Annotated in this window: 14 protein-coding genes and 1 pseudogene; 6 read left to right on the top strand and 9 right to left on the bottom strand. The window is 70.2% G+C overall.

Going from position 1 to position 12,613, the window contains the following annotated elements; all coding sequences use genetic code 11:
- Positions 1 to 325 precede the first annotated feature (325 nt).
- On the top strand, positions 326 to 1,624 hold the full coding sequence (gene serS / locus ACFVHI_RS00910) for a serine--tRNA ligase (RefSeq protein ID WP_380334374.1): 1,299 nt from the start codon (positions 326 to 328) through the stop codon (positions 1,622 to 1,624).
- A gap of 150 nt (positions 1,625 to 1,774) precedes the next feature.
- Positions 1,775 to 2,344: an HD domain-containing protein gene (locus ACFVHI_RS00915; RefSeq protein ID WP_380334376.1), complete on the top strand. Its 570-nt coding sequence runs from the start codon at positions 1,775 to 1,777 to the stop codon at positions 2,342 to 2,344.
- On the opposite strand, the gene ACFVHI_RS00920 is transcribed toward ACFVHI_RS00915, so the two are convergent.
- The 3 genes from ACFVHI_RS00920 to ACFVHI_RS00930 form a co-directional block, all read right to left on the bottom strand.
- Positions 2,332 to 2,805 carry an NUDIX hydrolase gene (locus tag ACFVHI_RS00920; protein ID WP_380334378.1) on the bottom strand — a complete coding sequence of 158 codons (474 nt, stop codon included), beginning with the start codon at positions 2,803 to 2,805 and terminating at the stop codon, positions 2,332 to 2,334. The two genes, ACFVHI_RS00915 and ACFVHI_RS00920, sit on opposite strands and share 13 nt — an antisense overlap.
- The gene (locus tag ACFVHI_RS00925) at positions 2,789 to 3,562 is read right to left on the bottom strand and encodes an XRE family transcriptional regulator (protein WP_380334381.1); all 774 of its coding nucleotides are present in this window, start codon (positions 3,560 to 3,562) and stop codon (positions 2,789 to 2,791) included. Before ACFVHI_RS00925 ends, ACFVHI_RS00920 begins: the two co-directional genes overlap by 17 nt.
- Positions 3,563 to 3,755: 193 nt before the next feature.
- Positions 3,756 to 4,175 (bottom strand): hypothetical protein, encoded by a 420-nt coding sequence (locus ACFVHI_RS00930; RefSeq protein ID WP_380334384.1) that lies wholly within the window; start codon positions 4,173 to 4,175, stop codon positions 3,756 to 3,758.
- 466 nt (positions 4,176 to 4,641) lie between these two features.
- Here ACFVHI_RS00930 and ACFVHI_RS00935 point away from each other — a divergent pair, with 466 nt between their 5' ends.
- A complete protein-coding gene (locus ACFVHI_RS00935; protein ID WP_380334386.1) occupies positions 4,642 to 6,318 on the top strand; it encodes an ABC transporter permease in 1,677 nt (558 codons plus the stop codon).
- Between the two features lie 30 nt (positions 6,319 to 6,348).
- On the top strand, positions 6,349 to 7,713 hold the full coding sequence (locus tag ACFVHI_RS00940) for a nitrate/sulfonate/bicarbonate ABC transporter ATP-binding protein (protein WP_063351950.1): 1,365 nt from the start codon (positions 6,349 to 6,351) through the stop codon (positions 7,711 to 7,713).
- On the opposite strand, the gene ACFVHI_RS00945 is transcribed toward ACFVHI_RS00940, so the two are convergent.
- Positions 7,679 to 8,122 carry a hypothetical protein gene (locus ACFVHI_RS00945; RefSeq protein WP_380334389.1) on the bottom strand — a complete coding sequence of 148 codons (444 nt, stop codon included), beginning with the start codon at positions 8,120 to 8,122 and terminating at the stop codon, positions 7,679 to 7,681. The genes ACFVHI_RS00940 and ACFVHI_RS00945 overlap by 35 nt on opposite strands.
- Before the next feature lie 19 nt (positions 8,123 to 8,141).
- Complete coding sequence (locus ACFVHI_RS00950; RefSeq protein WP_380334907.1) at positions 8,142 to 8,660, bottom strand: hypothetical protein; 519 nt, start codon at positions 8,658 to 8,660, stop codon at positions 8,142 to 8,144.
- Positions 8,661 to 8,681: 21 nt separating this feature from the next.
- Between ACFVHI_RS00950 and ACFVHI_RS00955 the strand changes: the two are divergent.
- Together ACFVHI_RS00955 and ACFVHI_RS00960 are read left to right on the top strand one after the other, a co-directional pair.
- Positions 8,682 to 8,834 (top strand): annotated as a pseudogene (locus ACFVHI_RS00955) (pirin family protein); the annotation flags it as partial.
- Between the two features lie 507 nt (positions 8,835 to 9,341).
- Positions 9,342 to 9,698 (top strand): beta/gamma crystallin domain-containing protein, encoded by a 357-nt coding sequence (locus ACFVHI_RS00960; protein WP_063351953.1) that lies wholly within the window; start codon positions 9,342 to 9,344, stop codon positions 9,696 to 9,698.
- 450 nt (positions 9,699 to 10,148) lie between these two features.
- On the opposite strand, the gene ACFVHI_RS00965 is transcribed toward ACFVHI_RS00960, so the two are convergent.
- Genes ACFVHI_RS00965 through ACFVHI_RS00980 form a run of 4 tightly spaced genes read right to left on the bottom strand, consistent with a single transcriptional unit; the run spans position 10,149 to position 12,613 of the window.
- A complete protein-coding gene (locus ACFVHI_RS00965) occupies positions 10,149 to 10,349 on the bottom strand; it encodes a hypothetical protein (RefSeq protein ID WP_380334392.1) in 201 nt (66 codons plus the stop codon).
- Between the two features lie 12 nt (positions 10,350 to 10,361).
- On the bottom strand, positions 10,362 to 11,108 hold the full coding sequence (locus ACFVHI_RS00970) for an SRPBCC family protein (RefSeq protein ID WP_380334395.1): 747 nt from the start codon (positions 11,106 to 11,108) through the stop codon (positions 10,362 to 10,364).
- Between the two features lie 30 nt (positions 11,109 to 11,138).
- Complete coding sequence (locus tag ACFVHI_RS00975; protein WP_380334398.1) at positions 11,139 to 12,386, bottom strand: cytochrome P450; 1,248 nt, start codon at positions 12,384 to 12,386, stop codon at positions 11,139 to 11,141.
- Positions 12,387 to 12,397: 11 nt separating this feature from the next.
- Positions 12,398 to 12,613: an MbtH family protein gene (locus ACFVHI_RS00980; protein WP_380334400.1), complete on the bottom strand. Its 216-nt coding sequence runs from the start codon at positions 12,611 to 12,613 to the stop codon at positions 12,398 to 12,400.

Consider the following 12,613-nt stretch of genomic DNA (forward strand, 5'->3'; position numbering starts at 1 on the left):
TCGGCCGAATCTGGACGGCGATTCTGCGTTGCTCACGGCGCCCCGGGCATTCTATCCTCTGGGCAACGCGCTGACGGAGACAAGTAGCCGCAGGGCACGCGAGCCGAGAGAGCTGCTGGCAGCTGGGAAGGCAGCCTCGCGTCCAGTGGTGAATCCCCTCCCGAGTGCGGGGAGGAACGGTCGGCTTCGGCCCAATGCCCCGCCGGTTCGCTCCCGTCATCGAGCTGTCGAGGCCGTCATCTCGGTGACGGCGAAGGCGTGGTGGCACCGCGAGTTCCCTTCTCGCCCACGCCCCCAAGGGATCACGTCGGACTCCGACTGATCGATGGGACCCGAAATGCTGGACATCACCGTGATCCGCGAGCACCCTCAGCGCATCGAACGCGCGCTGGCGAAGCGAGCCGTTCACATCGACCTCACCGCCTTCCTCGCCCTGGACGAGAACTACCGACACGGCACGACCGAGGTCGAGACGCTACGCGCCGAGCGCAAGCAGATCTCTCGCGAGATCGCGCGGCTCAACCCGGCGGACCCGGCCGCCGTCGCCAAACGCACCGAGGCAACCGAACTCGGCACCCGCCTTGCCGCACTCGAAGAGCAGCTCACCGCCCTGGCCGCCGAGCGCCAGGCGTTCCTTGACCAGCTGCCCAACCTGCCCGACGAGGACGTGCCGACCGGCGGCAAAGGGCAGAACCAGGTCGTCCGCGAGCACGGTGCCCGGCCGGACTTCGACTTCGAGCCGCAGAACCACGTCGATCTGGCCCGCCGGCTCGGGCTGATCGACTACGAGCGCGGCGTCAAGCTCGGTGGCACCGGCAACTGGGTCTACCGCGGCAACGGCGCGCTCCTCGAATGGGCGCTGCTCAACTTCTTCATCGAGACCCACGTTCAGGACGGCTACGAGCTGATCCTGCCGCCCCATCTGCTGACCTATCAGGCTGGCTACACCGCGGGACAGTTCCCCAAGTTCGCCGAGGACGTCTTCGCGCTCGAACAGGGTCCGGCCGGGCCGCAGCGGTTCCTGCTGCCGACTTCGGAGACCGCCTTGGTCAATCTGCACCGCGACGAGGTCCTGGCGGAGGCCGAACTTCCGCGCAAGTACGTCGCCTACTCGCCCTGCTACCGGCGCGAGGCCGGCAGCTACCGCGCCGCCGACCGGGGAACCCTTCGCGGCCACCAGTTCAACAAGGTCGAGATGTTCCAGTTCGCGCACCCCGACCACTCTGATGCCGCCCACGAGGAACTCCTGACCAAGGCAGCCGACTTGGTCGAGGCGCTCGGCCTTCACCACCGAATCACCCGGCTGGCTGCCGAGGACACCAGCGCGTCGATGGCCAAGACCTTCGACATCGAGGTCTGGTTGCCCAGCATCGACGGCTACGTCGAGGTGAGCTCGGTATCGAACGCCCGGGACTACCAGGCCCGGCGCGGCAACATCCGCTACCGCCCCGCGGCAGGAAAGGCCGCCTACGTGCACACCCTGAACGGCTCCGGGCTGGCGACCAGCCGCCTGGTGCCGGCCCTGCTGGAACAGCACCAGCAGCCGGACGGCACCGTGACGGTGCCGGCGGTGCTGCAGCGCTGGCTCGGCTGCAAGTCCTTGACCCCAGCAGCACCCAGGTAGTCGTACCGGCGGCAGGCCCGGGATAGCACATCCGGGCTTGCCGCGCAGGAGAGGCCACTGCCTGGGCCGCCGCTATCGGCGGTGGCCCAGGCAGTGCGTGCCCTCTTGCAGCAACCCATGGACCAGGCGCCAGACGGGGAGGCTGACACCGTGACGGAGACCTTGCCCCAGTGGGCGCGGCGGATCGCCGGGCAGGAGCTGGCGGACACTCTGCCGAGGCGGTGGTCGCACTCCCAGGGGGTTGCACGGCGAGCCGAGCAACTGGCCGCGGTCGCCGGGCCGGATGATGGCCTGCTGGTTGCCGCCGCTGTGCTCCACGATGTCGGCTACGCACCTCACCTGGCCCTGACGGGCTTTCACCCTCTGGACGGTGCAAGGTTCCTGCGGGACCAGCACGGGGCAGACGCGCGGCTCGTGCGGTTGGTGGCCAACCACTCGCTCGCCCTGCTGGAAGCTGAGGAACGCGGGCTCCGCCAGGCCCTGGAGCACGAGTTCCCGATGCTCGCTGACCAGGTGCTGGTCGACGCCCTGATCTTCTGCGACATGACCACCACCCCCGATGGAACGCCGACCGGCGCCCAGGACCGGGTAGCGGAGATCCTCGCCCGGTATGGAGCCGGCACGCTGGTGGGACGGTTCATCCAGCGCGCACAGCCCGAGATCGAGGCGGCGGTGGCCCGCACTGAACATCGGCTCGCCGCGGCGAGTCAGCCGAGGTAGGGGTATCGACCGCTGAGGTAGTGGCCGATCTGCTGGCGCATGCTCGGGTGGATGTCGTACTCGTCCAGGTCGCCCGGCCGCACCCAGCGCACACCGTCGGCCTCATCGTTGATCGTCGGGGTACCACCGACCGGGCGGCCGATGTACGCCACCTCGAACTGCTGGCGAGCCTCACCGTTGCTGCTGTAGACGACGATGTGCTCCGGATTGGAGTAGACCCCGAGGAGTCCGGTGATCTCCGCCTTGATTCCGGTCTCCTCCTCGCACTCGCGCACCGCGCAGTCGGCGGCGGACTCGCCGATGTCCTGCTTCCCGCCGGGCAGCGCCCACTGTCCGGTGTCGCGTCGGCGCTGCAGCAGGATCTCGCCGGCCTCGTTCTGCACGAGCAGGTTGCTCGCAGGGACCAACGAGTTCGCGGCCGGTGCGTCCGGATCGCCGTAGTACTCAGTCCTGCCCGCCATGAGACTGGCTCCCCTGCGCGTCGTCGGTCCACGGCCGGGCGGAGTCCCAGACCGCGTCGAAGCTCGAAGCGTAGCGGTCGAACCAGCCCAGCCCGCCGTCCTTCTGAAGGTGCAGCAGCGGGTTCGCGGACGCCGGCTGACCCCAAACGTGCGGGTTGACCAACAGGTCGTCGTCATAGCGGAACAGTGAGCTGTACAACGTGGTGTCGTGCAGGCGGATCTCGCAGCCGGGCGTGCCCAGCAGCGGCCGGTAGTAGGTCAGCGAGGCGCCGATCTTCGCTGCGAGGGCGTCGCCGATGCCCTCCTCACGTCCGCGGATCGCCACCGCGCGGCCCTGCGGGTCACCGAAGCACAGCCGGACCGTCACCCCGGCCGCCGCGCGCTGCGCCAGCATCGTGGCGATGCGCGGGTTCGACTGGGCGAAGAACGTCCCCGAGAACACCAGCACATCGATGACCTGATCTGCCTCGAGGAGCAGGGAGAGCCACATCTCCCGCGGGACGCTGGCACGATCGGGGTAGGTGGCCACGAGGCCGGCACCGGGACCGGTGACCTGTGCGGCCCGGGAACGGGGCTCCGGCCAGAGGAAGGTCTCGTCCACCTGGAGGTGGCGTGCAACGGTCCACCGGTGACGGGCATGGGGTACGCGACCGCCTAACCAACGGGTGACAGTCTTGGGGTCCACCTCGCAGACCGTCGCGAGTGCCGCAGGGGGCACACCGCGCTGGGCGAGTGCGGAGCGCAATCGCTCGTTCACAGCGGATATCCAACCGGACTGCGGCGGGACTCACAAGGACGTCTTGGGACCCATCACGGGCTTCACCATTCCCGCGCTGCGATACACACTCGACCTACGTCCCAAGTGAGTTGTCACATCGCAGGTAGATACCGAGCACTGCCGGCACCGACGCGCGCGGCCCTGGTGCTTGGCGAGCGCCTGACCGCCGGGACTAGGCACCGCTGGCCGGTGGGCCGGAAGAGTTCAGGCCCACGGTCACCACTACCGTCTCGGAGAAGAAGAAGCGCCCATTGCGGGCCGCGGCTTGCACTGCCGCGTGCCAGTCCGTCACATCGGCTGCGGTGACCGTCGTCGTGCCGCGTGCAACTGAGCCCAGCAGTGCTCTGCGCATGTCGTCCAGTCGACGTTCGGCGTGGCCCGTGAGTACCGTCGAGGCGGTCGTGAGTGTCTCGGTGCGCTGCAGGGTCAGCCCGGCGGCCGCGGCCAGGCCAGGCAGTGCGCGACCGATGCGGCCGTTCGCGTGGTCCATCCACGGTTGGCGATCGTCGGTGAAGGCGTGCCACACCCGCCGGTCCAGGTCAGCCGGTGGACCGGCCACCATGATCGAGTCGAAGTCGACGTGCGCGAGCACCAGGGCGCCTTCGACCTTGAGGAATCGAACGGCCTTGCGAACGACTGGCTCGGCCCCTGGATCACCCTCCGACGCTGCTGGCGAGCCTGGACCAACGCACCCCCACCACCCGAACTCCAAGCCCTGATTGACGCCGTTGGCACCGGCCACGCCCTTGATCTCTACTCCCCGGTTTAACAAATCACCGGTACCATGCTCGCGGCTGCGGCCGACCCGGCCGCCCGGCGGGTGGAGAGCAGCGGGCAACTCGGCGAGGAGGACGTGGGCGCCGGGTGAGGAACGCCTCGGCTGCTCTGGATCTTCTGTCGGTGAGTGTTCGCGTGTCGCTCGGCGGGGACTCGTCCGGAGTTTCCCGGGCATGGTTTCCTGGCCGAGGCAGCGAGCCGACGGTGACACGGGAGGCCAGGTGGCGGGTCCGGGCGGGTTCCCCTCGCGAGGGGTGTGGCGGCGGCCGGCATTCCGGTGGGTGGACGTGCTGGTGGTCGTGGCACTGGTCGCGTTCCTGTACGGTCTGCTGCGGCTCGCCCCGTCGCTGAACGCGCCGTTCCTGCCCAGTACGGCTCCTGACACGGTGTCGACGGACCCGGCGAACCTGCCGTACTACGCGGTGCGCTCGCTGGTGCGGATGTTCGCGGCGCTGGTGGCGTCGGTGGTGTTCACCTTCGTGTACGCCACCGCCGCGGCACGGCTTCGGCGGGCGGACAAAGTGCTGCTGCCAGTGCTGGACATCCTGCAGTCCGTGCCGGTGCTGGGCTTCCTGTCGGTGACGGTGACCGCGTTCATCGCCCTGTTCCCCGGCTCGATCCTGGGCCTGGAGTGCGCCTCGATCTTCGCGATCTTCACCGCGATGGCCTGGAACATGACCTTCGCCTTCTACTACTCCCTCGTCTCCCAGCCCAAGGAGCTGGACGAGGCCGCGCGGGTGATGCGGCTGACGAAGTGGCAGCGGTTCTGGCAGCTCGACGTGCCCTCCGGGATGATCCCGCTGGTGTGGAACGGCATGATGAGCTTCGGCGGCGCCTGGTTCTTCCTCGCCGCCTCCGAGACCATCAGCGTCCTCAACCACCGCTACGCGCTGCCCGGCATGGGGTCATACGCCGCGGCGGCCATCGCCGCCGGCGACCTGGGCCAGGTCGGCATCGCGATCGCCGTGATGGTGGTCATGGTGATGGGCGTGAACGTGCTGTTCTGGCGGCCCATGGTCGCCTGGTCGGAGCGGTTCCGGGTGGAGGAGTCGGAAGCCACCGAGCGCCCCCGCAGTCTGATGCTTGACCTGTTGCGCCGCTCAAGCGTCCCCGAACGGCTCGGGCGCCCGTTGCTGCCGATCGGCCGCGCGCTGGACCGGGCGAGCCGGCCGTTCGGGCTGGCCGAGCACCCGATCGGCGGGTCGGCGGCGCGCGAGCGGACGGGGGACGTGTTCTTCGCCGGTGCGGTCAGCGTGCTGGTGCTCTTCGGGGCCTGGAAGGCGTTCGCCTACGTCAGATCCACGGTGGGGCTCGCGGAGTTCGGACACGCGCTGGCCCTGGGAGCGGCGACCTTCAGCCGGGTCATCATCCTGATCGCGTTCGCGACGGTGGTGTGGGTGCCGATCGGCGTGTGGATCGGCATGAACCCGCGGGTGACCCGCTTCGCCCAGCCCGTGGTGCAGGTCCTGGCGAGTTTCCCGGCGAACTTCGTCTTCCCGTTCGCCACCGCCGCGTTCGTCGCGCTGGGCATCTCGCTGAACGTCGGCGCGATTCTGCTGATGGCGCTGGGCGCGCAGTGGTACATCCTGTTCAACGTGATCGCCGGCGCCTCGGCCATCCCCACCGACCTGCGCGAGGCGATGACCACCTTCCACGTCGGCGGGAGACTGAAGTGGCGCACCTTCATCCTGCCCGCGATCTTCCCCTCCTACGTCACCGGCGGGATCACGGCGGCCGGCGGAGCGTGGAACGCCTCCATCGTCGCGGAGGTCGTGACCTACGGCTCCCACACGCTGACCGCCACCGGCCTCGGCTCCTACATCACCCAGGCCACCGCCACCGGGGACTTCCCGAAGATCCTGGTCGGCATCGTGGTGATGAGCCTGTACGTCGTCGCCCTCAACCGGCTGTTCTGGCGCCGCCTCTACCGCATCGCCGAGACCCGCTACTCCCTCTGACCTTTCGTACCAGCGAGCGAGGCAGGACCCGTGACCACCGACCACCCGCGCACCCCCGGCCCCCGCCCGACCGGCGCCACGATCGTGCGGGCCGAGCGGGTGACCAAGACGTTCACCACCCCCGACGGCCGGGAGCTGCCGGTCCTGGACGACATCGGCTTCCACCTGGCGGAGGGCGAGATCGTCGCGCTGCTGGGCAAGTCCGGCTCCGGCAAGTCGACCCTGCTGCGGTGCATCGCCGGGCTGATCGCCCCGTCCTCGGGCACCGTCGCCTACCGGGGCGAGCCGCTGACCGGCGCCAACCCGGGTGTGTCGATGGTCTTCCAGTCCTTCGCCCTGCTGCCCTGGCTCACCGTGCAGCAGAACGTCGAACTGGGCCTGCACGCCCAGGGCGTCGGTGAACAGGAGCGGCGCGAGCGGGCGCTGAAGGCGATCGACCTGATCGGTCTGGACGGCTTCGAGTCCGCCTACCCCAAGGAACTGTCCGGTGGCATGCGCCAGCGCGTCGGCTTCGCCCGCGCCCTGGTCGTCGAACCGGACGCGCTGCTGATGGACGAGCCGTTCTCCGCCCTGGACGTGCTGACCGCCGAGAACCTGCGCAATGAGCTGGTCGGCCTGTGGGAAGGGCATGAGGCGCCGGTCAAGTCGATCCTGATCGTCACCCACAACATCGAGGAAGCCGTCCTGCTGGCCGACCGCATCCTCGTGCTGGCCGCCAACCCCGGCCGCATCCAGGCCGAACTGCGCGTCGACCTGCCCCGCCCCCGCAACCGCCAGGACCCGCACTTCGAATCCATCGTCGACACCGTCTACGGCATCCTCACCGGCCGGGAGGAAGCTGCCGTCGCCGCGGTAGAGCCTGCGACGACCGGTGGTGCCGAGCGGCCCGCCCCGACCCCGACCAGCGCGCCGCTGCCAGAGGTCAGCGTCGGCGGGCTGGCGGGCCTGCTGGAAATCCTCGTCGCCCGCGGCGGCGAGGACGGCCTGGCGGAGATCGCCGACGAACTCAACTTCGAGATCGACGACCTCCTGCCCCTGGTCGACGCCGCCGAACTGCTCGACCTCGCGCGCACGGACGGCCCCCGCATCCGCGTCACCGACGCCGGCCGCGAGTTCGCCGCCGCCGACATCCTCACCAGCAAGCAGCTCTTCGCCCACCACGCCGCCAGCCGCGCCCCGCTCGTGCGGGCCATCGTCCAGGCCCTGGCCGCCACCGACGATCACACCCTGCGCGAAGGGTTGTTCCTCGACCTGCTGCGGCGCGGTTTCTCCGCCGAGGACGCGCGCCGCCAGCTGGACACCGCCATCGACTGGGGCCGCTACGCCGAGCTGTTCGACTACGACTCCGGCGACGGCGAACTCACTCTGGAACCCGGCGCGCAGGACGCCCTGTAGGCGGGGTGCGTGCCTCAGTCCTTCCGGCGGGCCGCGCGTCGGCGAGCAGGCGGACCACGCCGGCGGGAAGGCTCAGGTGGCGCGCGATCCAGCCGGCGTCGTGGCCGTGGGTGGCGAACACCCACGCGGTGTAGAGCGTATTGAGGCTGGGCGCGTGCGCGCTCAGCAGCAGCGGCCGGACCGCCTCCATCGGGAAGCCCTCCAGGCTGTGGGCGCTGAACCACGAATCCTGGTCCGCCTCCGCCTGCGGCACAACAGGGTGGCGTCGTCTGCGCAGCCGCTGCCACAGCACGCCGGCCACGGCAAGGCCCGCGACGCCGGCACCGAACAGCGCGCCGCCGACCACCGGCCGGTCGCAAACCGGCAGCACCACCAGCGCGACGACCTCCAGCAGGAGCAGGGCGATCACACCCAGCACCACCGCGCCCTCACCGGTTCGCGGGCGGGGTACCGCTCTCATTCGGATCACCTCTCCTTCCGATCAGTCTGCCAGGCACCCGGGGAGGCGTCGGGTCCTTGACGCGCCACTGACGCGTGGTCAGGCCAGGGCCTGGTGCTTCGTGTCGCCCTCCTCCAGGTGCCAGTGCAGGTCGCTGACGCCCCGGCTCCAGGGAGAGGCGCGAGATGACCGGCTCCAGTGCTTGGGCGACGTCGCCGTTGACGGCGACCGTGGCCCGCAGGCTGGCGACCTCGCCGCGCTCACGCCGGGCACGCAGCCCGGTCGGTGCGAGGCCCGACGCACTGAGGGCCTGCAGAAGCAACGCACGGATGTATGCCTCGGCGCCACGTTCGCACTCCAGGTGGACGGCCGCGCGCATGGTGGAGTCGGGGGCCCGCGCCCTTGAGGAAGCCCGGATCCGCTGCGTCCTGGTCGCACCCTCGAAGATGGAGCGCCCCGCCGGCGACCGGATCCTCGACGCTGCCGGTGGTCCCGTCTCTGCGGCCATGGAGATGACCGACGGCGACGTATCGGGCAGTCCCACGAGGGCATCGTCCAGGCCCGCGACGAGTGGCAGGCCGCCACCGACCGCTGCGGCGCCGTCCGGGGCTACCCGGGCAACCGCCTTCCCGCCCCGGAGCTCCCCGGCACCCCCCTCACGCCCCGCGGCCGCACCCGCTGACCCGCGCGTTCGACGGGTACGGAGTCGCTGCGTGCCTTGGCTGCGGGACAACCCTCAGCGAGTTCGGCCACCTCACCGTCCGGCCGGTTCGTCCTCACGCCCCCGGCGGTCGGCCGGGGGCGTGAGGACGCCAACTCCGCCCTCACTCGGCAGCACCCGACACGTGATGCGCGAACTCGCCAGCCCCACCCCCCTCTCCCAGCCAGGTGCCCCCAACACCTGTCGCGCGCGGTCGGCAGTCGGACCATCACCCCACGTCAGAGCAGCCGGTAGGCGATCTCGGTCGACGGCCCGTCCGCCCGGCCCCGGAACCACTTGCGACACACCAGAACAACACACCCCACGCCTCGCCGAAAGTCCGGATGGAAATGACCGAGAACAAGTAAGGTCGAGGCTTGTTCGATTGACCCTCACAAAGGCGGTCTGGATACTGATCGAGCACGACGCAACCGAAACTCGTTGCGAAGCGAACTCCGATTCGAAATTTCATCCGGCTGAGGAGAATCCATGATCTCGAAAGCGAAGAAGGTCGTGAGCTCGTTGGCGATGGCCTTCGCCGCGGCGGCCACGCTCACCGTGGCCGTACCGTCCGGCAACGCCTTCGCCATCGACCACGTCCAGTGCGACGGGAGCCGCAATGACTTCCTGAAGATCTGGTCGCACCTCGACGGCCGTGACAGCGTCGACTGCTACGCGAACGGGGGGACGATCGGCTTCGGCGGGTGGTGGATCGACCGGATCTCCACGGGGAACAACGACCTGGTCTACTCCGACGCCAACGGCGACTCGGTGAGGGTCAACCGCTGGACCGACATCACGTACCCGAACCGCCCGCCGAGGGTCAACTCCATCCAAATCCTCTGACGAACCGGCGGAGCGAGACCCGAACGGAAATTCGCCCGGCCGCATCACCGCAAGTCCCCGCAGCGCTTTGATCGCCGTCGAATTTTCTGTGACGTGAATTCGCTCAATTCCGGTCCACCGGCGCCGGCCATGCCCTCCAGGGGCTGGCCGGCGCCGGCATGTGGTGTCACGGCTGCCCGCCGAGCCCCGACTTCCGCACCCCGAAGGGGGAACCCCAGGTGTTCCACAGAGCCCATCCTTCGGGCCTGTCCTCGACCCCGAGGCACGAGCACACCTCCTCGTAGCTCTCGGGCAGCAACGGAGGTCTCGGAAACCGGGTGCGACAGCACGGCCCCGCCTGGCTTCACCGAGGCGGTGGCGTGAGCGGTGCCGCCGCCGGACGTGGCGAGGCCGGTGCCGTCCGGGAGCGGTGGCTTCCGGACGGCACCGGCCTCGTGGGGGCGAGCAGGTCTACCGGCGGCGGCTCGGCGGTACCGGGTTGAGCTTGGCGGTGAGCGCCGAGAGGAAGGTCGGGAGCCTGTCGACCATGGCCTTGGGGACCGGGGTGGTCTGGACGGTGTCCCGCCGCACGTCCTGGAGGACGAGGGTGTAGGCGCCGTTCTCCTCGACGAGTTCGGCGGCGTAGAGCAGTGTTCCCGTTGAGGTTTCCATCAGGGGCCCTGGCTAGGCTCGGGTGTCGTTGAGCCAGGCGGTCCACGCCGCAGTGGCCTGCTCGTCGGCGCCCTCGGCGAACAGGTGGTGGCCGAGCCAGATCGGCACGTTCCAGGTGCTGCCGTTGAAGAACCGGTAGAGCGCGTCCGGGCCGCGCAGACCGACGAAGTCGGTGCTGAGCCAGTCCACGACCACCTCCTCCGGACGGCCGTCCGCATCCGGGAGGTCGAGCGACAGCCGGTCGCCGACGGTCGCGTCGTCGGCGAGGCCGAGGCGGCGGCGCAGCACGGCGAAATCGGCCGGGTCGGCGGTGGGTTCGGGGCGCTGGGCCCTGACGTAGACGGCGGGGCGGCCGGCGAAGTGGCGCAGGTACTCGGCGAGGCCGTGCTGGTAGAAGTCGACGTACTTCTCGGCCACGTCCGACTTGGCGTCCCACCCCCAGGCCTCGTCGACGATGCCCGTGTGCACCCAGTGGATCCCCATCCGCAGGCGGCTCGTTCCGCCGTCGGCGGGCTCGATGCGGTAGCTGAGCGTGTTGGAGAAGCCGCCGTCCTGGGTTGCCCGGACGGCGAAGTGCCGCGGCGGCTCCCACGCCACGACGGTGGAGTCGCCCCGGGTGGCCTTTCCGCCGACGCGCGGCTCGACCTCCATCGGGTACAGCCAGCCCAGGTTGCCGGCGCCGGTGGCGACCGCGTCCCAGACCTGCTCGGGTGTGGCGGGCAGGTCCTGTTCCCGGCGGACCTCGAACTCTCGGGCCATGGTCGGTGCTCCTTCGTCCTCGTTCATGGGTCAGTAGGTGAGCGGGAGGGCGCTCAGGCGCCGTTGCAGCGGGTTGGGCCGCCAATCGAGCACAGCGCCGTCGGCCAGCCGCAGCTCGGGCAGCCGGCGGACCAGCGTGCCGACGGCCACCTCCGCCTGGAGCCTGGCGAGCGGGCCGCCGAGGCAGAAGTGCGGGCCGTGGCCGAAGCTCAGGTGCCGGTTGCCGGGGCGGGTCAGGTCGAGCCGGTCGGGGTCCTCGAAGCGCTCGGGATCGCGGTTGGTCGCGCCGAGGAACAGGTACACCAGCTCGCCCTCGCGCAGTAGTTGCCCGCCGATCTCCAGGTCCTGCGCGACGACCCGGACGATCGCCTGGGTCACCGTGTCGTAGCGGGCCAGTTCCTCGACGGCGCCGCAGACCAGCCCCGGATCCGCGCGCAGCCGGGCCAGCTGGTCGGGGTGGCGCAGCAGGGCGAGCATGCCGTTGCCGACCAGGTGGGTGGTGGTCTCGCCGCCGGCGGTGATCAGGACGAAACAGGTGGACAGCAGTTCGGAGTCGGTGAGCCGGTCGTCCTGCGTCTGGGTGGCGACCAGGGCGCTGATCAGGTCGTCACCTGGCTCGGACCGGCGCCGGCGGACGAGCCGGGCGAGGTACTCCTCGTACTGCCCGATCGCCTCCTCGGACTTGTCGATGTCCTCGCCCAGCCGGCCGAAGCGGCGGAACCAGGTCTCGACCTGCGGACGGTCCTCGGGCGGGATGCCGAAGAGCTCGCAGACCACGGACATCGGGAACGGGGAGGCGACCGCCTCGATCAGGTCCATGGTGGGCCCGGCCGCGACCGCCTCGTCGATGAGCCGGTCGACGATCCGCTGGACGCCGTCGCGCAGGGCTTCGACGCGCCGGGCGGTGAAGGCGCGGTTGGCCAGCTTGCGCAGCCGGGCGTGGTCCGGCGGGTCGGTGTTGGACATCACCCGGCCGAGCCGGTCGGAGAGCCTGCTGAGGGCCTTCAGGTCGCCGCCCAGGCCGCCGAGGGCGCGGGTCATCCGGTCCCGGTCGTTGGACAGCCGCAGGTCGCTGAGGGCGGCCTCGACGTCGGCGTACCGGGTGAGGTACCAGATGCCCTGGGCGCTGCGGTGCACAGGGCTCTCGCGCCGCATGCGGGCGTAGCACGGGTACGGGTCCCGCCGGGCCTCGGGGGTGAGCAGGTCGGCGGCGAGGTCGTGGAGCGGGGCGAGGCCCGCCGTGGGGCGGGCCTCGTCCGTGGTGTCGGTCAGGTTCACTACGGGCCGCGCTACCGCTGGGCTTCCATGGCGTCGGCGAGGCTCCTGGGCCGCATGTCGGTCCAGGACTTCTCGACGTACTCCAGGCAGGCGGCGTTGGTGTCGGGGCCGTGGGCGACGGTCCAGCCCTCGGGGATGTCCGCGAACTGCGGCCACAGCGAGTGCTGGTTCTCGTCGTTGACGAGCACGAGGAAGGTGCCGTCCTCGTCGTCGAAGGGGTTGGTCAT

It is taken from the genome of Kitasatospora sp. NPDC127121, assembly GCF_042677305.1.
Classification (GTDB): Bacteria; Actinomycetota; Actinomycetes; order Streptomycetales; family Streptomycetaceae; genus Kitasatospora.

Coding starts and splice junctions, on each gene's coding strand:
- ACFVHI_RS00980 (WP_380334400.1), bottom strand. CDS start 12,613: ATGACCAACCCCTTCGACGACGAGGACGGCACCTTCCTCGTGCTCGTC.
- ACFVHI_RS00965 (WP_380334392.1), bottom strand. CDS start 10,349: ATGGAAACCTCAACGGGAACACTGCTCTACGCCGCCGAACTCGTCGAG.
- ACFVHI_RS00970 (WP_380334395.1), bottom strand. CDS start 11,108: ATGGCCCGAGAGTTCGAGGTCCGCCGGGAACAGGACCTGCCCGCCACA.
- serS (WP_380334374.1), top strand. CDS start 326: ATGGGACCCGAAATGCTGGACATCACCGTGATCCGCGAGCACCCTCAG.
- ACFVHI_RS00950 (WP_380334907.1), bottom strand. CDS start 8,660: ATGGCCGCAGAGACGGGACCACCGGCAGCGTCGAGGATCCGGTCGCCG.
- ACFVHI_RS00960 (WP_063351953.1), top strand. CDS start 9,342: ATGATCTCGAAAGCGAAGAAGGTCGTGAGCTCGTTGGCGATGGCCTTC.
- ACFVHI_RS00920 (WP_380334378.1), bottom strand. CDS start 2,805: ATGGCGGGCAGGACTGAGTACTACGGCGATCCGGACGCACCGGCCGCG.